Here is a 20,542-nt window from a genome sequence, read left to right as displayed (position 1 = left end):
ACCGCATTACTGCAGACGGATCTCCTCGATTTCGAGCGTGCTGGAGCCGCCTTGCCAGAAGTTCAGCCGAACTGAGAGGCCCCCAGCCGACGGGTCGATGCCTGCCGATTCGAGATCGATCGTGACGTTCGAGAACGATGTCGAGATCGAATCGTCGGTCAGATTCGACAGGATGTCACGCGCGCCACCCATATCGAAGATGAACTCGTCCTCCTCGCCGCCGTTTGCCCCACGGACCCGGAGGACGGCTTCCGAGTACTCCGAGACGTCCTGGCCGAGCTGCTCGACGAACCAGCCGCCATTGTCGTATTCGAGCGTCAGTGCGCCATCCTGCACGTCGCCACCATCGTTCTCGAAGGAACCGGCCCCACACCACTGGCCGAGGTCGTTCCGGTTGGACGACCACGCCGGATCACCGTCGTAGTCGTTGACGATGAGGGCGTCTGCCGGCGCTTCGTCGTCGCCATCGTCCTGGCCGTCCTCGCCGTCGTCGGTCTCGTCTGTCGTCGCTTCGACGGTTGTCGCGGCGGACTCGTTGCCCGCCCCGTCGACCGCCGCAACCGCGATCTGATACGTCGTCCCGGCAGAGAGCCCGTCGATGGTCGCCGACGTGGTTCCCGCCGGCACCGTCTGGTCTTCGCTGCCGTCGACGGTGACGACGTAGCTGTCGAGGCCGGAGCCGCCCGAATCCGTCGACGCGCTCCAGGTGACCTCGACCGAGGTCTCGCTCGTCGACGCGACCGAGACGTTCGATGGCGCCGATGGGGCCTGCGTGTCACCGTCGTCGTCATCGTCGTCGCCATTGCCAGTCCCCTCGCCGGGGATCCCGTCGTTGCGGTACTGCTCAAGGGCGCTCTTGACGTCGTCGCCCATGTAGCCGCTGCCCGTCGTCAGTTCCCACTCGCAGGGCAACTCCGAGCAGGCCTCGGGGACGGTGCCGTTGTAGGGATCGCCGACCGAGTCGTCCGCGTTGTCAGCGAACGGACGGCTGAACATGACTGGCCGCCAGACGGGATCGGCACACCAGGCCGTCCAGTGGATGGCCTCGCTCTTCTCGAGGAAGTCCAGAAAGGCGGTCCCGAAGTCGTCGGTCCCGCCGATATACTGTCCGCCGTTCTCTTCCCAGCCGAACTCGGTCACGAACAGGGGGGCCTCCTCGTAGACGCCGGCGACGCCCTCGCCGTTGTTCGAGGCGTCCTCCCAGTTCTGGTTTTGGCTGGAGTTGTGACCCGGATAGATGTGGAAGGTGTAGGCGATGTCCTCGCCGTCGAACTCCTCGACGAGGGCGCCTTCCGGGCTCTGGGACCAACTGGGCGAGCCCATCAGGATCAGGTTGTCCGCGTGACTCCGGATCGTGTCGACCCACGGCTGGGCCATCTCGAGCCAGAGCTGCCAGATGTCGGCGACCCACTGGGTGGTCGTGGGATCCTCCCACATCCCAGGCTCGGTGGGTTCGTTGTACACCTCATAGAGGACGTGCGATTGGTCGGCGTACCGCGGCGCGACCGTGTCCCAGAACATGTCGACCTCGTCCTGGAGCTCGGTGTTGACGGGGCCGTCCTGGCCCTCCGCCCACTGGACGTCGCGGTGGCGGTGATAGTCGATGATACAGTAGACGCCACGGTCGGCACAGCGTTGAACGACCTCGTCGAGGTGATTGCTGAGATACGATTCGAGCTCGCTCTCGTTGAACGCCGGGACGGGCGGTCCCGAACCGGGTTCATACTCGCCGATGTCGACCGGCTGGACCGGGACGCGAATCATCCGCGGATACCAGCCGTTGCTCTCGTCGGTGAGCATGTCGATGACCTGCGTCGCCGTCATCCCGCGCGCTTGGGCGGTCTCGTTGATCCGCTTAGGATCGGCAATGTTGACGCCGCGCAGCGTGACGGTGTTGCCATCGGGATCCTTGATCAGGTTGCCGTCACGGTGGAGCTGTGGCGTCGGGATCGCGGCGGATGCACTCCCCAGCGCGCCCGCCCCGACGCCGAACGTGAGTGCGCCGGTCAGCACGCTACTCTTGAGGAAGGTCCGTCGCGACGGTCCCTCGCCGCCGGTAGTTGTGTTCGATTGCGATGCCTCTCTGTCTCCGGTAGGCGGTCTGTCTGGATCTGTCATACTGCCACTGACGCGCACTCGTTGGCGCGTGTGAATTTGCAACGGATTGCCACTATAAAATAGTTTCGCTGTATTGAGATGTGAGTTATTTATCAGAACGTAAAACGAATTATACGGCCTAATACGCCGTATATCTGGATAATTTGCCGAGAGAAAGATAGTATAATATTTATTATATATTATGGTACCAATGGAAACACATCAAATGATCCTTGTGATCAGGATGGACATCAATAGTGGACAATTCGGGAGTATACGGCGATGACTCAAAGCCCCCACTCCCTTTTGATAGAGGTAAAAACGAGTTGTTGACACGTGAACAATCACACAGATAGAATGGATCAAGTGGTGAAAATCTGTTCGCGGGGCGTGAAAGATTCGCGGAACAATCGAGGGTCAGTGCCAGCCGTCGATGGTTACATTGGCCACTCGATGCCGTCGAGGGTAATTCGTCGGGCTTCGAGGTCCTCGACCAGTGCGCCCCAGCCACCGACCGAACAGCGACCGTCGGTCGTCCAGAGGATCATCGAGGACTGCCCGGAGAGTTCAGCCAGCGTCGGTCGGTGGTTGTCCACCGACTGCCCTGAATAGACGACTTCGAGCAAGACGCCGGAGACAGTCCGTGCTTCACCGGAGTCCGTATCGATCCCTTCGACCGTCAGCGAGATCACCGCCTCGTCCCACCACAGCGGATAGACGTCACGGACGAACTCCTCGAGACAGACGTAGATCAGGGGATACCGTTGACGGTTCCCGATCGGTTCCCAGACGGACCACAGACAGGTCTGGAAGTACCACTGGAAGATAAACGAGATGATGTCGTCGTTGACGACGACGCCGTACGGGTCAGGCATACGCGTCGATGGAACCAGACACGCCCGCGTCCGGTCGACCAGCGCGAGGAACGGACTCCGGATTGAGCGACGGCGAAGTTCGGTCACGACGTCGCCAACTGGATGGGACGCGAGATCCGGTTGGTCGCCCCGGGTCTGAAAGACTGACGCGCGTACCACCACGTCGTTCTCGTAGGCCGCCGCGAGTGCGCTCTCGAACTCCAGCAGCCGGTCGTCCGTCAACGCGAGATCGATCGTCGATTCGGCGTTCCTGATCAGATCCTCGGCGTGATCGATGGTCGTCTCGGCCCGCTTGGTCACATTCATCTCGTGTTCGCCCAGCGGTGCCCGCTCCCAGCGGTCCTCGATCTCCCCGGCGACGTCCGCGAGACGCTCGCTCGTGTCCTGGAGGTCCTCGATGAGTTCGACAGGATCGCAGGCACGCGCGTGTAACGTCTCGCGGTCCAGCGTTTCGACGTAGCCCTGTTGTTCGAGTTCCTTCAGCACGTCGTAGATTCGCGGCCCTGGGATCGAGCAGTGTCTGGCAACGTCGACAGCTGGCGATACCCCCTGTTCTAAGAGCGTTACGTATGCGTCCGCCTGATACGTCGAGAGCCCCGCGTCCGATAGCCCTGCCACGAGTGTGTCTCTATCCATCGTACATTCCCCTCGTACTGTCTGTTTCGTTTTGATATTTAATTGTTTTGAATGCGGCGGTCACAGCCTTCTGCAGGCCGTGAAAACAATCTCACTCACGGAAGTTCGAATTCCTTAAGAGGACGACCGAAGTATGAGTGAGTAACTCGCTGGTCGGCGGGCAGCCAGCGGGCACCTGTTTAGGCAGGTCGGAATGTGGCCGGCGGAGCCGGCTGAACCACCCAACGCCCGCGGTGAAAGATATGGCACGAAGCTTCTACTCACACATCCGAGACGCCTGGAAGAACCCGGACGAAGGAAAGGTCGCCGAACTCCAGTGGCAGCGCATGCAGCGCTGGCGCGAGCAAGGGGCGATCGAACGCGTCGAGCGACCGACGCGACTCGACCGCGCCCGGTCGCTCGGCTACAAGGCAAAGCAGGGTATCGTCGTCGCTCGCGTGAGCGTCCGCAAGGGCAGCGCTCGCAAGGAGCGACACATTGCCGGTCGACGCTCGAAACGCCAGGGCGTCACCCGGATCACGCGCCGGAAGAACCTCCAGCGCGTCGCCGAGGAACGCGCCTCCCGGAAGTACCGCAACCTTCGCGTGCTCAACTCATACTGGGTCGGCGAAGACGGCAGCCAGAAGTGGTTCGAGACGATCCTAGTCGATCCGAACCACCCCGCGATCGAGAACGACGACGACCTCAACTGGATCTGTGACGACGAGCACGAAAGTCGCGCGATGCGCGGGCTGACCAGTGCCGGACAGCGCAACCGTGGCCTCAACGGTCGCGGCAAGGGGACCGAACACACCCGGCCGAGCAACAGCGGCGACAGCGGCCGCGCGAAGTAACCGACCCTCCGTTTTGCGGATCGGTTTCAGAGACGACAGCAGTGGCTGCTACGGGCTCAGCAGACGGAGCCATTGTGTCTATCGTTATTGGTAGACCGGGAGCTCGAGGAAGCGCGAGAAAATCGAACCCGACCGTGCAACGACAGAACGCAAAGAGACCGATTACCGGGCCGCAGCCGCGACGCGTTCTTTCTCCTCTTTCTGGTTGACGGCGTAGGTCTGGACGTCGTTGTTGGCAGCCCCCATCAGCTGCTGGGCGAGGGCCTCCTCGGCGTCCGTCGGCGTCTTGAACGACGCGTTGTGGGTCCCTTCGGCGATGAACTTCAGGGCCTGATCGACGCGGCGCTGCGGGGAGATGTCGACGGCCTTGGGCACGCTGATGCCACCGTACTTGAGGCGAACGGTCTCCTCGCGGGGCGCACTGTTCTCGATCGCCCGGACGAGAACCTGGATCGGATTCTCGTCGGTGTTGTTGTGAACGATCTCGAAAGCCTCACGGACGAGGCGCGTACTCTGTTGTTTCTTGCCCGTGTTCTCCTCGGTCTGCATCAGCCGGTTGATGAGGCGCTCGACGATGGAGATTTCGGACTTCTGGAACTGCTTTTTGGCGTGACGACCCATCGTATGGGCGATCGGCGTGACCGTGATGTACCGTTCGGTCGAGGGGTCGCGGAACTCGATGTCGTCTGTTGCCCAGCTACCGAACAGTTTTGCGCCAGTCGTCTCCGTTTCGGCCTCGGCGTCGGCCTCGGCGTCTGTCTCGGCACTCATGGTTATCGCACCGGTTTCTCGGCGTTCCCGCGAACGAGTTCGATCATCGAGACGCCGTTGACTTTCTCGACCTTGTAGTTGACGCCCGAAAGGTCACCCATCGCCCGACCCTTCGCGCCGCCGATGCCCGCGATCGTGACCTCGTCGTGCTCGTCGATAAAGGAGATAGCGCCGTCACCGGGACAGAACGCAGTCACCTGTTTGCCGTTCTTGATGAGCTGGACCCGGACACACTTCCGAATCGCCGAGTTGGGCTGTTTGGCCTCGATCCCGACCTTCTCCAGGACGATGCCGCGGCCCTGTGGTGCACCTTCGAGGGGATCCGATTTCGCGCCCAGGCCGCGCTCGCGGCGGGCGTACTTCGAGTCGGACCACCGATGTTGCTGGCGATCCTTTTTGAGCTTGCGTGCGGCGTACTTGCCGTTTGCCATAGTGACCGGGAATACCCCGTGAAGCTACTTAAGCGTCTTCTTTTTCCGACACCGTCAACCGTTCTATCGTGGCGAATGGGATCGAACCACATGATCGACGGATCGCCGCCATCACGCGATATTTTCCGAATTTTACACTGTGCATATTTAGTTTGATACTGACGGGGCAACACTTAGGCAACCCCCCGGGAAAGAGGGAAAGCAGTGACGGATAATGAGCAAGTCGTCAGGGATTAGTAATCAGATCGAGCGGTTACTGCCGGACCAGATCAGGAAACGATACGTCCGGAAGTTTCTGCTGGTCGTCGCTGTCGTGACAGTGTTCGTTCTGGTGGTCGGATTTCTCGCACAGTCCTCAGTCGGGGCACAACTGACGGACATGCGAACCCAGCAGCTCGAATCGTCGGTCACCCAGACTGCGGACTCGATGCAACAGTGGGATCAACGGCAGCGTGACACCGCGACGATGATCGCCAACCACTACATGACCTCGCAGTTCAACGCTGACGGGATCAAAGACACCATCTCCGGCGAAGTGTTGGCGCGGGATCTGCTTACGACGATCCACTACGTCAACATCGAAAACGGGGAGATAATCAGATCAACGACGGACGGTCTGCAGGGAGAACCCCTCGCCGCCCGGAACCTGTCGTGGGAACGGAACGGCATCACCCCGGCGAACGGCGATCACAGTACCGGGGCTCGGACGTTCTACACCGTCGATGGAGAGACGAGACTCGCCTACATCAGCCGGACGCCGGATGCGACCACCGGGATGATCCTCGTCTACGATGTGCACGGCCGTGCGAGCGACCTCACGGCGTCGATCGAGAACGGATCGACGACTGTCGTCCACGAGGACGGGACGATACTATTTGACGAAGACAAAAACGTGACGCTGACGGCGTACGGCGGCGGGAACGGGACGGTCGAGATGATTCAGGAAGCCAGAAACGGAAGCGTCGGCGTGACATCGCAAGGAGACGAGCTAGTGGGATACGCGCCAGTCAACGAGACCGACTGGATTGCCCTCGAACACGCGCCGAAGTCGACGGCCTTCGCCCTGCGGGACTCGGTCACCAACCAGTTGATAATCGTGATCGGAGTTACACTTGCGGGACTGCTGGCGTTGACGTTGTTCGTCCGGCAGGACATCATCCCGTCGATGAGATCCGTCAGCGAGGGGGCAAACGAGATCGCGGCCGGGAATCTCGACGTCGATATCAAAGACGACGGTCGGATCGACGAGATCGGCCAGGTACGGGACGCGTTCAGAGAGACGCGATCGTACCTCGGCGTCGTCGCGGACAAATCGGAGGCGCTGGCTCGCCAGGACTTCGATGATCCGGTCATGGACGAGGACGTTCCGGGTGAGCTCGGCGAGTCGCTTGACTCGATGCGGGCAGACCTCCAGGAGTCCATCGAGGAGATCGAAGCCGCCAGAAAGCAGGCCCAGGTGTCCGAAGCTGAGGCCAAGGAGCTAGCCGAATCTCTCCAGACCAAGGCCAACGAGTTCAGCACCGTCATGGCCAATGCGGCCGACGGTGATCTGACCCAGCGGCTCGACGAAACCGCCGAGAACGAGGCGATGGCAGACATCGCGGTCGCGGCTAACGAGATGCTGGCGGAGCTCCAGGACGCGCTCACACAGGTCAGGACCTTCGCCGCGGATGTCGACGACTCCGCCGAGGACATCGCTTCGAGTGCCCGCGAGGTCAAACGGGTAAGCGAGGACGTGAGTTCCTCGGTCCAGGAGATCGCAAACGGATCCGACCGCCAGAACGAGAACGTCCAGGCCGCCGCCGACGAGTTGACCGACCTCTCGGCGACGATCGAGGAGGTGGCCTCCTCCGCGGACGAGGTCGCCCAGAAGTCCCAGCAGGCCGCTGAACTCGGCGAGACCGGGCGGCAATACGGCTCGGACGCGGTCGAGGAGATGAACGCGGTCGAGAGCCAGGCCGAGGCCACCATCGAGGAGGTCGAGAGCCTCGAATCGGCGATGACCGAGATCGAGGAGATCGTCGAACTCATCGACGAGATCGCCGATCAGACGAACATGCTCGCGTTGAACGCTTCGATCGAGGCCGCGCGCGCGGGCGAAGCGGGTGAAGGCTTCGCCGTCGTCGCCGACGAGATCAAGAGCCTCGCCGCCGAGACGAGCGACGCGACCCAGGACATCGAACGGCGCATCGAGGACGTCCAGTCGGCGACCGACCACGTCGCCGACGACATGCACGATATGGGCGAGAGCGTCACCGACGGTATCGAGACCGTCGAAGACACCGTCCAGCTCTTAGAGGAACTCGTCGGGCAGGTCGAGGAAGCCAACACCGGCATCCAGTCGATCAACGACGCGACCGACGACCAGGCCGCAAGCACCGAGGAGGTCGTCGCGATGATGGACGAGGTCGGTTCGATCAGCGAGGAGACCGCGAGCCAGGCCGAGAACGTCTCGGCCGCCGCCGAGGAACAGACGGCGTCGATCACGCAAGTCAGCAGTCGGATCCAGTCACTGGCGGAGCAATCCACCGAACTCAGGGACGTCATCGATCGCTTCGAGGTCGAAGGCGACAGTGACACGGCCACCGAACGGAACGAAGACGACACCGGATTCGAGTTCGGCACCGATTCGGCGATAGACGAGACCGAAGCGGCGGACGGCGAAGCCGACTGGAGCGTCGACAGTGGAGAGGAAAGCGACAACGGCGTCGACCTGGTCGACGGACAGGAACCGGACGAAGCAGACGACGATATCGGACTTGGTGGTGAGGATGGGGCCGCGATGGACGACTCCGAGGCGGCACCCGACGGCGGTGACACCGATCGCTGACGCGTCGGAACGCCTCGACTCCGTCCCAGGGGTCGGTGATCGGGGCGAAAGCGGGTTGTTCTGCTACAGTCGACAGTCGGTTCGGGATATCGATATCACCGACGCGGGATGAGCGGGCAGTCGGAAACGTGATGAGACCCTGCCTGAACCGATTGAATCTGACGGTGAGTCGATACACTCAACACACCGACCCCACAACCAGACGCACAATGGTATCCGCGTCCGCCGGGCCGATTGCGGACGGTGATCGAGTCGGACTCTGTCTGGACGTGGATGGAACGATCCACCGCCACGGGTCGATCTTCGTGGAGTCGCTGGCGGTATTGCCCTACGCCAGTGACCTGCCGATCGAGGGGAGAGAGCGAGAGTTACTGACCGAGGCACTCGGCACGGTCGCAGCATATGCCGGCCAGGACCAGTCCCGCCGGCGCTGGCTGGGCGCCCTCCGCGTGTGTGACGTGTTCGATCGAGTGGGTTTGGGCAGCGCGGCCGCCCGGGCCCTCGTCCGGCTCATCCGCTATCGGGCGAAGCGGGCGTCCGGCGCTCCCGCGACCGGAGAGACGGAGGGCTATCGGGACATGCAACGCCGGATCCTCGATCAGTACGGGGCCTTCCTCGAAGGCCGTCGACGTGATCGGACCGAGCGGGCCTTCGAACAGGTCGCCAGCTCTCATCTCCGGGTCGACCCGTCGATCCGGGAGACGCTTGCTGCTCTCACCGCCGCAGCCGATATCGACGTCGTCCTCGTCACGGACGTACCGACGCACATCGCCCGGCCGTACGCGGGGCTCGTCGGTGCGGACGTCAGTGCAGTCGGCACCGACTTCGAGACGGTCGAGGGGCGGTTCACCGGCGACTATACGTTCATCAAGAAGGGGGCGGAAGTCGAGCGAATGCGGGCCGAGCGCGGGTGGGACTACGTCCTGGCGGCCGGCGATTCCGCGAACGACCTCCCGATGGCGGCCGCCGCAGACCTGTTCGTGGCCGTCGCGGGGCGGGGGAACGTCGGCGACGACCTCCCGAGCGACTACCGGACGATCGAGGCGAGTGAGATCCGCCCCGGGAAGCTACCGAGTGGAACCGACGCCATACGGGTCCCACAGGCGACGAGCCTCGCGGACGTCCTCGAAACGACGTTTGGGGCGCTCGGGATCGAGACGAATTGATCGACCTGAGCAGATAGAACGAACGCGGCGTGGCGCTCGATCACTCCGCCACCGGCGTGACCAGGTCGGGCCGATCGTTGGTTGGATCGTTGACGGCCCGGGTAACAGGATCGACGCGCAGGTGGTCCGGCGGCGCAGGCTCCAGCAACGCGGTTGCCGTCTCCCGATCAGCCGAGAGCCACTCGCGCTCCCGATCGGGTGGTAGCACCACCGGCATGCGATCGTGAACCGGTTCGACAGTTGCGTTCGCCGCCGTCGTGACGATAGTGAACGTTTCGACCGGGGCAGCGTCCGTTGAGACCGTATCGCCACCGAACGCACCCAGTTTGACCTGCGTCGAGGGCGGTTCCCACCGTTCCCAGAGCCCGGCCATGGCGAAGGGATCGCCATCGCATCGTCTGAAGAAGTAGGGGCGGCGCTGGCCGTCAGGCGACCCCCATTCGAAAAAGCCGTCGGCGAGGACCAGACAGCGCCGCCGTTGGGCCGCCTCGCGGAAACTCGACCGCTCGAACAGCGTCTCGGCACGAGCGTTGATGTGGCGGTGCTCGTCGGGGTCGTCGGCCCACGACGGGATGAGGCCCCATTCGGCGGTTCGAATTGTTCCCGGCTCGTCGTCGGCGATGACGGGGAGCGATTCTCCGGGCGCGGCGTTGTACGTCGGCTCGAAGGCAGCCTGGACAGTGACATCGAAGCGAGTTTCGAGTTCCGTGGGCGGCGTGAACAGCCCGTATCGACCGCACATACGTTCCCTCGGAGCGCCGTCGAGAAAAGTGGTATGCGCCCGTAGGTTCAAATCGGGGGCCGCCCAACGACACACTGTCTGCATGACAGATCTGCCGTCGTTCGCGATCCCGGCCCGCCCCCGCCGACAGTACGACCGGGCGGGACGCCTCTCGTATAAGGGATCCGTGCTCTTTCGGCTCGAACCGACGGACCCGGAGGGGATCGATCTCCAGGTGCTCTTGGAGACCATCCTCCAGTCAGGGCCGTATCGACACGGCGACTTTCACGACCTCCCGATGGTCGTCTATCTGGTCCGCGACGAGGAAACGAGCGACGTGTTCCGGGTGTCGATTCGGGATGGCGCACTCCAGTTGCACGTGCTCCCGGCGACCGAATCCGACGGACTCCAGCAGTTCTACGAGCGGCTCTGTGAGGGTACTGAGACCGAGTGGGCAGTCGAACGTCGCGTCGAGGCTGTCCCCGAGTCGGAGTGAGGATCGGCGGATCTCGCCGTAGTAAACGTTAGACGCCGTCGACAGTCGACCGATACTCGCTGATCTCCGTCCGGGCGTCCTGAATGGTGGCGGCCGTTTCGTCATCGACATCCTGCTGAATCTCGTTGAGCGCGGTCTGGATTCGCGCCATGCGGCCGTGATCGGGACCGCGCTCGGCCTCGGCCAGCTGGTCGAGTTGGCCCGCAAGATCCGCGAGTCGGTCCGCGTTGTCCCCGGCACTGTCAACCGCTGATTCGAGTGTGTCGCTCGCCGTGGCGAGTTCAGTTCGTGTCATAACTCAGGATGACAGGGGAGCTTCTAAAGGCGTGACGCCTGGGGCAAGGACGGGTCGGTATCTCGGACAAAAGCAAGTCTTGGTCACTGACTGAGATACGGTACCGTCGTGATGTCGAAGGCTTCGTAATGCTGGTCGTACGTGAGGAGGTACTCGATGTCCAGGTCGGCCATGTGTGATGCGACGACGAAGTCCGTACACGACGCATCGAGATCGGTCCACTCTCGAAAGCGACCTGTCCCAGCCTCGAATACGTCGCCGGGGACCGGTTCGAGTTGATAGAGAGTGCTCTCTTCGATAGTCTCCAGAAACGTCACTGCGTGCCGAATCGACGCCTGCTTCTTCAATCGGGTGGCGGCTTCGTCCACGATGTGGTCGTTGAGTATCAGCCGCCGATACGGCAGCTCTCCGTCGCGGATGAACGTCATGAACGCACGGGAAACGGCGTGCATCTCGTCACGCGGGTTGAACAACGCATAGAGGAACTTCGGACCGAGAACGGCCTGATGATGCACTGCCGAGGGCCTGAAATGCTCCGGCGTAACCGTCCCGACCGGCGTCTCAACTGGCTCCGCCATGGTCACCGAGACGCCGGATCGTCAGCCAGCGAGATCGATGCGTCACGTCCGTGCCACTCCTCGACGAGATCGTCTTCCTCGCGAGCGTCCGTCTCCGTCGTCGATAGTGAGTGGTCTTCGATCTCGTCGAGAACGGTGAACGCAGGATCGGTCGGATCGACATCCTGGCGTCGTTCGATCCATTCGAGCAATGCCCGATGTCCTGCCTCTTTGAGCGATAGATCACGCTTCTCAGCGAATTTCTGAAACTGCTCGTACTCGTCTTTGTTCAGCTCTGTTTGGACGTGCCTGGTATCGTTGCTGCTCATTACTGTCTCTCTGCCAAGAAGTACAATCTCATGGAATATAAAATCTATCCATGAGTAGAACCATGAGATATCCCGTTCGTCCGAATTCACTGTCGTAAGTCGACCAGCGGCACCGTTTCGCGGACTTCGAAGTCAAACCGGTCGGTGGCGAGCAACCCGACACCGAACAGTCCGGCAACGCCGACGGCCAGCCAGTTGCCGTACCAGGCGTTGATCGCGCCCCAGAGGATCACGAAACTCACGAGGTCATCGAGCATGAACCCAGTCCGGTCGAGTCTGTCGAGCAGGCCGGCGCGCTCAAAGCCCAGGTCAAAGGCGAGGACGGCGACGCTCGCGCTCAGGATCCAGCCGAGATAGTTCGACAGCGGCACGCCGTAGAAGTGGATCGCCGTCGCACTCGCCCAGGCACCGTCACCCGTGAGTGGCGGGGCGTACTCCCAGAAGCCCAGGCCCACGGCCCCCGGATCGAGCACGAGATCCATCGCGAGGACGGTCGCGATGACCGCGGGTAGTCGAATTCGTGTCAGCGCGGCACGGTCGCCAAGCAGGAGCAGACAGAGCAGGTAGGCATTCAACACCAGCGGGAAGAAGAAGATCGGGAGTGCCGCCGGCACTGCATCCAGCAGCATCGGCCCGAGGTCGATGACGTACTCGAAGTCGCCGTAGGGCAGCCCCGTGAGAACGCCGAGAAACTCGATCCCGTACGTGTAAAGCGTCAGCCCGACGATCGCGAGGGCTGCCCGGCGGTCGATCAGCGGCGCGACGCCGGCGATCAGCGGGAGGCGCATCACGGCCGTCCCGAACAAGACGAGGTAGGGGTTGAACTCCAGGATACCCGGGAACCATCCCTCCGCGCTGGCGACGAGCATGACGGCCCCGATCGCGGGGAAGAGGACCGCGATGGCAAAGCGGTTCTCGGCGACGTATCGGTCGAGTCTGGCCTCCAGCCGTCGGCGGTCGAACTCAACCACCGTACATCAGCCTCCAGAGATAGCCCATCGTCAGGGCCATGCCGACGACGGTGTTGATCGCCGGGAACCACCAGTAAGCGCGGTCGACCGCGACCCCCGAGACGGCGATTCCGACCTGCAACAGGGGGTAAACGGCGAGTGTGGCCCCCAGAAGTGGGTAAATCAGAGCGAACGCCCCGGCGGCAAGTGCCCAGACGATCCCGCAGTAGGCGTACGTCCGGCGCTGACCGAGGACAGTCGCCGTCGTGGCGATCCCGGCACGGCGGTCGGGTTCGATGTCGGGGATGGCCGAGAACGTGTGCATCGCCATGGTCCAGAGCCACCCGCCGACGATCGCCGGCGTGGGTGGTAACTCGCCCGCGACGGCCGTGAACGCGAGCACGCCCGGCAGGACGTACAGGCCGTTCGACAGCGAATCGAGGGCGGGCGTCGTCTTGAAACGGAAGGGTGGGGCGCTGTACTCGACAGCGAGGACGAGAAAGGCCCCGAGCTTGACTTTCCCCGCAGGCCCAACGACGAGCGCGAAGGGAACTGCGAGCAGTCCGGAGCCGATCACGACGGCAAGGACCCACCGCTCGCCCGAAAAGCGGACTTCCGGTCCCTCGTCCTTTTTGGGGTTCTCGGTGTCGATGTCGGCGTCGAAGACGTCGTTGACACCATAGAGAAAGACGTTCGCGGGCACGAGGAAGTACGCGAACAGCGCGACCGACAGCGGGGTGATGAGGTCGGCCGTCGAGTCGGCGGCGTAGACCACGCCGATGATGACCGGCCCCGCCAGATACAGCCAGAAGCGGGGTCGGGAGAGAACCAGCAGGTACCGCAGCCGATCGAGCAGGCTCGACCGCCCCGCGCGTCCGGACGGTGCCGTCATCATCGACTGTTTTCGAGGACGGCCTCGGCTGCGTGTTCGCCGCTGATCAGACACATCGGCACGCCGACCCCCGGCGTCGAGTAGCCCCCGGTGAAGTACAGATCATCGACCGCCGAAGACTCGATGGGCGGCCGGAGCATCGCCGTCTGGCGGAGGGTGTGTGCCAGCCCCATCGCGGTGCCCTTCGTCGCGTTGTACCGGTCGGCGAACTCGGAGATGGAGAACTGTTCCTCGACGACGATCCGGTCTTCGAGTTCGACGCCGGTGTTCTCGGCGATGTCGGCGATGATTTTGTCGCGGTAGCGATCCCGCGTCTCCTGTGGGTCATCGAGTTCGGTGGCGATCGGGACCAACGCAAAGAGGTTGGTGTGGCCCTCGGGAGCCACGTCGTCGTCGGTCTTCGAGGGGACACACAGGTAGTAGGAGGGATCCTCGGGCCAGGCCGGATCCTCGAAGATGTCGTCGAAGTACTCGCCCCAGTCGGTCGGAAACACGAGTGAATGGTGTTCGAGTTCGGGAACCTCGCCCTCGACGCCGAGATATAGCAGAAACGCCGAAGGGGCGTAGGTCCGGTCGTCCCAATAGCCGGCGTCATATTGGCGTTCGTGGGCCGGCATGAGATCCTGCTCGGCGTGGGCGTAGTCGGCGTTGGCGACGACCACGTCGGGACGGCGCTGGTCGCCGTCGGCCGTTTCCAGGAGGAACCCGTCCTTGCGGCGAGTGATTTCGGTGACCTCGGTGTCGGTCTCGATGGTCACGCCCAGTTCCTCGGCGAGATCGACGATCGCGTCGACGACGGCACCGATGCCGCCCGGTCCACCGTCGACGGGCTGGGGATAGTAGACGCCGAGGTTGAAGTCGGCGTGGCTCATCATGTTGTAGATCGCGGGCGTGTTTGATGGCGAGCCGCCGAGGAAGACCAGCGTGTACTGGACGATCTGCTGGAGTTTTTCGTTCTCGAAATAGTCCTCGACGTGGCCTTGCATCGACTGAAACAGTTTCAGTCCGAGTGTGCCAGTCTTCATGAGCGACGGGTCGATCCAGTCTTTCCAGGACGGACGGTACTCGTAGACAAAGTTCTCCATGGACATCTCGTAGTGGCGCTGACTCGTCGTGAGATACGCATCGAAGGCCTCGCCGGCCCCGTCCTCATAGGACTCGAAGAGTTCGCGGTTTTCGTTGCGGTTCGCGCTGATATCGACCACGTCGCTCCCTGCCTGCAGGGCCTGTCCGCTCGACCGTTCCGAGGCGCTTCCCGCCTCGTTGTCTTTGAAAAAGATCCGATAGTGCGGATCCAGCCGTTCGAGTTCGTAGTAATCCTCGGGTTCGTGACCGAAATGTTCGAAGAAGCGTTCGAACACCTCGGGCATGAGATACCACGATGGCCCCATGTCGAAGACGAACCCGTCACGTTCCAGTCGGGAGGCACGGCCCCCGACGGCCTCGTTTTTCTCGACGATCGTCACGTCGACACCGGCGTCGGCGAGGTGACAGGCCGCCGAAAGCCCGCCAAAGCCCCCGCCGACGATAGTGACGTCGAAATCCGTTGAACTGGTCATCGCGCTCAACCAACGAGTGGCTCCCGCTTAAATGTCGGCAACGGGGTCGACCCTCACCGACACGTTCATATCTGTCGGCACGGAACGCCCAGGTAATGGATATTAAACCAAGGCAGTATCTTAATAACATTCGCCAGGAGACCCTGCTGGGGGGCGTCTCGACGCTTGCGCTGGTCGGACTGACGGTTCTGGCGTTGCTGACAGCACAACCGGAGGACAATCTGGGGAAGTTAGTCGTCATCTCCTGGGTCGCCTTCGGGGCGATGGCCGGCGGCGCGGTCGTCGGTGCGATGTCGAAGCGGAGCCATCCGCGAGGGCTCGTCTGGGGGTACGGGTTGGCCAGCGGGGCGATGATCGCGAGTGCCGCGGCGTTTCTGGTTCCGCAGGCCATCGGCCAGCATGCTAAAGTCGGTGGGTTCGGTATCGCCGCCGGGATTCTCGTCGGGTACAACGCTCACACGATCGGGCATCGGCTCTCCCACCTCGATCTGCCGATGGACACGACAGCCACGGAACTGGCCGCTCACGCGCTCTCGGCGGGATTGATCATCGGCATCATCTACGGCCAGATGCCCGAGCTCGGGATCCTGCTCGGGCTGGCGATCGTCTCCCACAAGGGGCCAGCGGGCTATGCGGCCGCGCGCCGACAGACGCTTGAGGGCGAATCAGCCCTCCCGCTGTTGTTGCCCTCGGCCGGCGTTGGCCTGACAGCGCTGCCGGTGGCCATGCTCTCGCTCCCGAGTTCGGCGACGATCAACGCGGCCATCTTCGGGTTCGCCTCGGGCGTGTTCCTCCACGTCGCGATGGACTTCCTGCCGTCCTGTGAAGTGGGCGGCGAGATCGACCAGGCTGCGGGCATCACCGAAACCTCCCACGAACTGCTGGATCGCCTGCGCGTCCAGTCGCTGTTCTCGACGAGTCTGGGCGGCGTGGCGGTCGTCGTCGCCTGGGTGCTCGTGCCGTAGCCCTCCGTTTTCACATTCGCGCGTGGATCTGTTTTCGGTTCCCAGACGAGTATTCACAAGAATATGGTGGTGGCCAATCTCCCGGTGACGAACAGGTTCGACGCGTTGAAGTCGAGACCATCCCCGTCCCCGCAAAAACTAAGTAATTCAGTGTTGGATAAATCTAACACACAATGTTAACCAGATCTAACACCGGTGTGGATCAGTCCAAGACAGTGTATCGAATCATCCGGGCCCTGTACCTGCTTGTCGTGATCGGACTACTCAACGTCGGCATGACGTTCGAGTCCGCCCCGACTATCGCGCTCGGCGGCGTGCTTTTCGTCGGCTTTCTTCCGGCGAGTCACTGGCTTGGTGCTTGGCTCGGAATCGAGGAGAACGACGAACGGGTGCAAACGCTGATCCGGACCGCCGCAGGTCGGGCGCTGTACGTCCTCTTCGCCGTCGGGTTCCTCGCCTACGTGCTCGGTGCGGTGTTCGAGGCGCAGGGCGAATTGACTGGCCCCCTCGCGATGTTCATCAAGCAAGGCGAGATCGTCTTCGTCTGGGTCGGGGTTGCCGGGATTGTCTCCTCGGTGCTGCATAAAGGATGGAACCTCGTTCGCGCTCGCCGTCTGGAGAGATAATATGGATTTCGAGACGACGATCAAAGAGCGCCGCGAGGACGCCAATCTCACCCAGGCCGAACTGGCCGAGGCGGTCGGCGTGACCCGCCAGACGATACTCTACGTAGAGAAAGGCGAGTACAACCCCTCGCTTGAACTGGCCTGGCGCATCGCCCGCGAGTTCGATACGCACGTCGAGGAGGTGTTCGACCTCCCCGAAACCACCCACGAACCCGAGTAGCCATGCACGTGAGTACTGCTACAGCCACTGAGAACCGCAATGCACAGGGCGAGGACGGCGAAACCGTCCTCGAAGCGACCGCCCTCGAGAAGTCGATCGCTGGCACCCGGATTCTGGACGGCGTGGAGTTGTCCGTCCGCGGCGGCGAGACCTACGGCGTCGTCGGCCCGAACGGCGCGGGCAAGACCACGACCTTCCGGTGTCTGCTCGGCCTCCTGCCCACCGACGGCGGAACCGTCTCATTGTTCGGCGACGATCCCCGCGCCGACGATGCCGTGCTGAACCGTGTCGGCGTCGTCTTCGAGTACGAGACACTTCAGCCGCGATGGTCTGTTCGCGACGCGATGGCCCACGCCTGTCACGTCTACGGCGTCCCGACCGAACGAATCGAGACCTGCCTGGCCGAGGTCGGACTCGAATCCGACGCCCACGATCGCAAATTTCGGGATCTCTCAAAGGGAATGCAACGCAAGGCGTCGGTCGCGACGGCGCTGGTCCACGAACCCGATCTGCTCGTGCTCGATGAACCCATGTCCGGCCTCGATCCCGGCACCCAGGCCCGGATGCGCGAGTTGATCGACGGCCTGCGGGAGGCGGGCCGGACGGTCGTGTTCAGCTCTCACGACCTCCAGCACGTCCAGGCACTCTGTGACCGCGTCGCCGTGATCGCCGATGGGCGGACGGTCGTCGAGACGCCGCTGTCGAACTCGGTGCGGGTCATGGACGAACCGCGACCCGACATCGCGACCGAGCAGGCGGGTGAGGTGTACGTCGTCAGCGACGACGATCCGCCGGCCGACGCCAGGACGATCGACCTCGAGGAACTGTATTTCTCCGCGCTGGGGGTCGAGACATGAGATTCCGCCAGCTCTGTCTGCTGGAAGCGCGCAACGTCAACTACCGGAGTCTCCTTCTCTCGGCGGGTGTGGTGGGGTTCCTCTTCATGGGGACGCCCCTGCTAGAACTGCTGACGCGATCGGCTCTTCCACTCGAACTCCGGCGCTTTTACCTGTTCTTCCTCGGTTTCGAGGTGACCTACCTGCTCGTGTTGACACTGGGGCTGACGGCGACGATCCGGGAGAAACAGGCTGACGTGTTCGATCGCGTGTTCACGATGCCCGGGCCGACCTGGCAGGTCCTCGGGGCGAAGGTCACGGCCATCGCGGCGATCAGCTTCCTGTTGGGGTACGGAACGATCGTCGCGCTGGGAATCGACGCCGGGTTCGCGGCGTGGCTCGTCCTCGGGTACGCGCCGGTCATCGGCATCCTCGCTGTCGGCCTCGCGGCCGGGGCGGTCGCCGCAGTGCTGTACTTCGAGACGCCGCGGCTGGTCTTTTTCGGCGGCATCGTCGCCTTCATCGGGCTGAACGCGCTCCCGGAGCGACTACTCGAATGGGGGCTATCGCTGGAGATGGCCGTCGCCGGGACGATTGGGCTGGCAGTTGTGCTGGCGCTGTTCGGACTGCTCGCACTTCGCCGGGTGCCGCCCGAGCGTGTCGTGCTGGCGTGAGTTGGGATCCATCCGCCTCCAGTTGCACCGACGAAGAAGCCGGCGAAACCGATTTGAATCTGTACATACAATGTACCCACACATGGGGACTAAACGGGTCAACTTTCGGTTGCCGGACGAACTGGTTGAGAAAGCCGACGTGGCCGCCGAGGTTAGCCACGCTGACCGGACGGAGATCGTCAAGGAAGCCCTCCGGGAGTATCTGGCCGAGGTCGAGGACGACGAGCGGTTCCGCGAGGCGGTCGTCGAACTCTATCTGGACGACGAAATCGGATTCGACGTGCTGAAGGCGTTCGTCGGCCGGCAGGACGCCGAGTCCGTCCGGGCCTCGAAGTCGCTGCTCGACGATGGTGAGGAACTGGCAGCCGATCTCGCCGCGCTCGACGACGAGGCATGATCGTCGCGGACACGAGCGCGCTGGTCTCACTCGCGTCGATCAACCGATTGGATCTCCTCCTCGCGGAGTTCGATGTCCGCACTACGGAGACGGTGTTTTCGGAACTCCAGGAGATGGCCGACTACGCGGACAGCCACGGCAGGGCCGCCCAAGCGGTGCTCGACCGGCAGGAAACCCTTGCCGTCCACGAAGTCGACGAACCGATCGAGTCGGGACGGATCGATGCTGGCGAAGGGAGCGCGGTTGTCCTCGCCCGGGAACGCAACGCCGACTTCCTCATCACCGACGACCTGCGTGCGCTCCCGGAACTCCAGGCCGTGACAGAGACACGGATCGCCATCTCGCCGATCCTGTTGCGGGCGTTGGTCGAACGGGACGTGCTGGATGGCGAGGACGCACTGGCGGCTGTGGAACAATTGGCTGACGAGCGGGACTGGCTCGGCGCGCCGATCTATCGGCGGGCGAAAGAGTTGTTTGGGGGATAGTTCTAATGAGAATTTGAAAAGAGCGACACCACTCTGAAAGCCCTCGTCAGTTCCGGTCCCGCGACTCTCACGGGTCGCTACGCTCCCCGTTCGAGCGATCCGAGACGCTCACTCCGTTCGCGTCTCGCGCTCGTTGTCGCCGGAAATCGGAGATTTCCGAGATGAGCGTTGGACTACGTCCAACGAATCCGCGAGCAGATGACGAAAGAGTCGTCCGAAAGAGCGCGTCGCGCTCTTTCGTGATCCCGAGAGAGCTGCGCTCTCTCGGACGACTTCGCTCTTTCGGACCACGCGCTTCGGACGATCCGCGTCCTGTAGTGTCTGCTCACGGGCGCGAAGCGCCCGTATGCTCGCGGGCTGATGGCCCGCTCGCATTGTTCGTGGGAGCTTCGCTCCCACGCTATTCGCACGGGCCATGCGCGGCGCTGTGCGCCGCGAGTTCGAGGCGGTGCAACCGCCTCGCAGCCGCCACGCGTGGCTCGCCCTTTCGGTCCACCAGGATTCAGCATATTCACCAGCAGAAAGTAGCTCTTTGATTGATGCTTATCTGAACACCGCCGAGTGCGTATTTTAACTATACCCCCGCCAGCGGTGCCCACACTCCTTACATTTGAAAAAGCGCGTCGGCGGTTCGTCCGCGGACCCGGTCTGCTTGATCGTATACCAGGCAACCCCGTGGCCACACTCGTCACACACGACGTCGTCGGCGGTGGGCTTGCCCTCGAAGTTGGCGTCCTCCTCGGTCTCGATCAGGTCGTCGTCGGTCTGATCCTGCGTCGAGACGAAATCGTCGGCCAGGTCCTGATCCTTGGCTTCCCGATAGCCACAGCTCTGACAGACCATCTCCTCGCCGTCTGCATGCATCATCGAACCGCACTCCTCACAGAACTGCATACGTGTC

At 62.8% G+C, this 20,542-nt stretch carries 23 protein-coding genes; 11 read left to right on the top strand and 12 right to left on the bottom strand.

All coding sequences use genetic code 11. The annotated features are described in order from the left end of the window. Positions 1-6 precede the first annotated feature (6 nt). Positions 7-2,118, bottom strand: coding sequence for a cellulase family glycosylhydrolase (locus HUTA_RS11690; RefSeq protein ID WP_015790119.1), 2,112 nt, complete (start codon positions 2,116-2,118; stop codon positions 7-9). Positions 2,119-2,534: 416 nt separating this feature from the next. Beyond that, positions 2,535-3,608 carry a TrmB family transcriptional regulator gene (locus HUTA_RS11685; RefSeq protein ID WP_015790118.1) on the bottom strand — a complete coding sequence of 358 codons (1,074 nt, stop codon included), beginning with the start codon at positions 3,606-3,608 and terminating at the stop codon, positions 2,535-2,537. A gap of 242 nt (positions 3,609-3,850) precedes the next feature. Here HUTA_RS11685 and HUTA_RS11680 point away from each other — a divergent pair, with 242 nt between their 5' ends. Continuing rightward, the gene (locus HUTA_RS11680; RefSeq protein ID WP_015790117.1) at positions 3,851-4,441 is read left to right on the top strand and encodes a 50S ribosomal protein L15e; all 591 of its coding nucleotides are present in this window, start codon (positions 3,851-3,853) and stop codon (positions 4,439-4,441) included. A gap of 162 nt (positions 4,442-4,603) precedes the next feature. Here the strand turns inward: HUTA_RS11680 and HUTA_RS11675 are convergent, their stop codons facing one another. Together HUTA_RS11675 and HUTA_RS11670 are read right to left on the bottom strand one after the other, a co-directional pair. Beyond that, positions 4,604-5,212, bottom strand: a complete 609-nt coding sequence (locus HUTA_RS11675) for a 30S ribosomal protein S7 (protein WP_015790116.1) — start codon at positions 5,210-5,212, stop codon at positions 4,604-4,606. 2 nt (positions 5,213-5,214) lie between these two features. Beyond that, positions 5,215-5,643 (bottom strand): 30S ribosomal protein S12, encoded by a 429-nt coding sequence (locus HUTA_RS11670; protein WP_008523925.1) that lies wholly within the window; start codon positions 5,641-5,643, stop codon positions 5,215-5,217. A gap of 214 nt (positions 5,644-5,857) precedes the next feature. Between HUTA_RS11670 and HUTA_RS11665 the strand changes: the two genes are divergently transcribed. Both HUTA_RS11665 and HUTA_RS11660 read left to right on the top strand, forming a co-directional pair. Next, positions 5,858-8,473, top strand: a complete 2,616-nt coding sequence (locus HUTA_RS11665; protein ID WP_015790115.1) for a methyl-accepting chemotaxis protein — start codon at positions 5,858-5,860, stop codon at positions 8,471-8,473. Between the two features lie 209 nt (positions 8,474-8,682). Continuing rightward, positions 8,683-9,639 carry a haloacid dehalogenase-like hydrolase gene (locus tag HUTA_RS11660; RefSeq protein ID WP_015790114.1) on the top strand — a complete coding sequence of 319 codons (957 nt, stop codon included), beginning with the start codon at positions 8,683-8,685 and terminating at the stop codon, positions 9,637-9,639. 40 nt (positions 9,640-9,679) lie between these two features. On the opposite strand, the gene HUTA_RS11655 is transcribed toward HUTA_RS11660, so the two are convergent. After that, the gene (locus tag HUTA_RS11655; protein ID WP_015790113.1) at positions 9,680-10,381 is read right to left on the bottom strand and encodes an SOS response-associated peptidase; all 702 of its coding nucleotides are present in this window, start codon (positions 10,379-10,381) and stop codon (positions 9,680-9,682) included. A gap of 82 nt (positions 10,382-10,463) precedes the next feature. Here HUTA_RS11655 and HUTA_RS11650 point away from each other — a divergent pair, with 82 nt between their 5' ends. Continuing rightward, positions 10,464-10,856 carry a hypothetical protein gene (locus HUTA_RS11650; RefSeq protein WP_015790112.1) on the top strand — a complete coding sequence of 131 codons (393 nt, stop codon included), beginning with the start codon at positions 10,464-10,466 and terminating at the stop codon, positions 10,854-10,856. A gap of 28 nt (positions 10,857-10,884) precedes the next feature. On the opposite strand, the gene HUTA_RS11645 is transcribed toward HUTA_RS11650, so the two are convergent. The 6 genes from HUTA_RS11645 to HUTA_RS11620 all read right to left on the bottom strand — a co-directional run bounded on the left by HUTA_RS11645 (position 10,885) and on the right by HUTA_RS11620 (position 15,438). Then, on the bottom strand, positions 10,885-11,151 hold the full coding sequence (locus tag HUTA_RS11645; RefSeq protein WP_015790111.1) for a DUF7553 family protein: 267 nt from the start codon (positions 11,149-11,151) through the stop codon (positions 10,885-10,887). A gap of 83 nt (positions 11,152-11,234) precedes the next feature. Continuing rightward, entirely contained in the window at positions 11,235-11,666 is a 432-nt protein-coding gene (locus HUTA_RS11640; protein WP_245529102.1) for a type II toxin-antitoxin system VapC family toxin, read from the bottom strand. A 65-nt stretch (positions 11,667-11,731) separates the two neighbouring features. After that, positions 11,732-12,037, bottom strand: a complete 306-nt coding sequence (locus HUTA_RS11635) for a hypothetical protein (RefSeq protein WP_015790109.1) — start codon at positions 12,035-12,037, stop codon at positions 11,732-11,734. A gap of 86 nt (positions 12,038-12,123) precedes the next feature. Further along, the gene (gene cruF, locus HUTA_RS11630) at positions 12,124-13,008 is read right to left on the bottom strand and encodes a bisanhydrobacterioruberin hydratase (RefSeq protein WP_015790108.1); all 885 of its coding nucleotides are present in this window, start codon (positions 13,006-13,008) and stop codon (positions 12,124-12,126) included. Continuing rightward, complete coding sequence (locus HUTA_RS11625) at positions 13,001-13,882, bottom strand: prenyltransferase (protein WP_015790107.1); 882 nt, start codon at positions 13,880-13,882, stop codon at positions 13,001-13,003. Before HUTA_RS11625 ends, cruF begins: the two co-directional genes overlap by 8 nt. Continuing rightward, entirely contained in the window at positions 13,879-15,438 is a 1,560-nt protein-coding gene (locus tag HUTA_RS11620; RefSeq protein ID WP_015790106.1) for a phytoene desaturase family protein, read from the bottom strand. The genes HUTA_RS11625 and HUTA_RS11620 overlap by 4 nt, the downstream gene beginning before the upstream one ends. Positions 15,439-15,533: 95 nt before the next feature. Between HUTA_RS11620 and HUTA_RS11615 the strand changes: the two genes are divergently transcribed. The 7 genes from HUTA_RS11615 to HUTA_RS11585 all read left to right on the top strand — a co-directional run bounded on the left by HUTA_RS11615 (position 15,534) and on the right by HUTA_RS11585 (position 19,641). Continuing rightward, entirely contained in the window at positions 15,534-16,403 is an 870-nt protein-coding gene (locus tag HUTA_RS11615) for a ZIP family metal transporter (protein WP_015790105.1), read from the top strand. 215 nt (positions 16,404-16,618) lie between these two features. Beyond that, complete coding sequence (locus HUTA_RS11610) at positions 16,619-17,029, top strand: hypothetical protein (RefSeq protein WP_143920371.1); 411 nt, start codon at positions 16,619-16,621, stop codon at positions 17,027-17,029. A 1-nt stretch (position 17,030) separates the two neighbouring features. Beyond that, on the top strand, positions 17,031-17,249 hold the full coding sequence (locus HUTA_RS11605) for a helix-turn-helix transcriptional regulator (RefSeq protein WP_015790103.1): 219 nt from the start codon (positions 17,031-17,033) through the stop codon (positions 17,247-17,249). Between the two features lie 2 nt (positions 17,250-17,251). Beyond that, positions 17,252-18,106: an ABC transporter ATP-binding protein gene (locus HUTA_RS11600; protein WP_015790102.1), complete on the top strand. Its 855-nt coding sequence runs from the start codon at positions 17,252-17,254 to the stop codon at positions 18,104-18,106. After that, positions 18,103-18,759, top strand: a complete 657-nt coding sequence (locus HUTA_RS11595; RefSeq protein ID WP_015790101.1) for a hypothetical protein — start codon at positions 18,103-18,105, stop codon at positions 18,757-18,759. Before HUTA_RS11600 ends, HUTA_RS11595 begins: the two co-directional genes overlap by 4 nt. A gap of 82 nt (positions 18,760-18,841) precedes the next feature. Continuing rightward, positions 18,842-19,156: a CopG family ribbon-helix-helix protein gene (locus HUTA_RS11590; RefSeq protein ID WP_049941332.1), complete on the top strand. Its 315-nt coding sequence runs from the start codon at positions 18,842-18,844 to the stop codon at positions 19,154-19,156. Continuing rightward, a complete protein-coding gene (locus HUTA_RS11585) occupies positions 19,153-19,641 on the top strand; it encodes a hypothetical protein (RefSeq protein WP_015790099.1) in 489 nt (162 codons plus the stop codon). The genes HUTA_RS11590 and HUTA_RS11585 overlap by 4 nt, the downstream gene beginning before the upstream one ends. A 570-nt stretch (positions 19,642-20,211) precedes the next feature. Here HUTA_RS11585 and HUTA_RS11580 read toward each other — a convergent pair. Next, positions 20,212-20,535: a transcription factor S gene (locus HUTA_RS11580; RefSeq protein ID WP_015790098.1), complete on the bottom strand. Its 324-nt coding sequence runs from the start codon at positions 20,533-20,535 to the stop codon at positions 20,212-20,214. Positions 20,536-20,542 lie beyond the last annotated feature (7 nt).

The organism is Halorhabdus utahensis DSM 12940, assembly GCF_000023945.1.
GTDB lineage: Archaea > Halobacteriota > Halobacteria > Halobacteriales > Haloarculaceae > Halorhabdus > Halorhabdus utahensis.
This window is presented reverse-complemented; position numbering and strand designations above follow the sequence as displayed.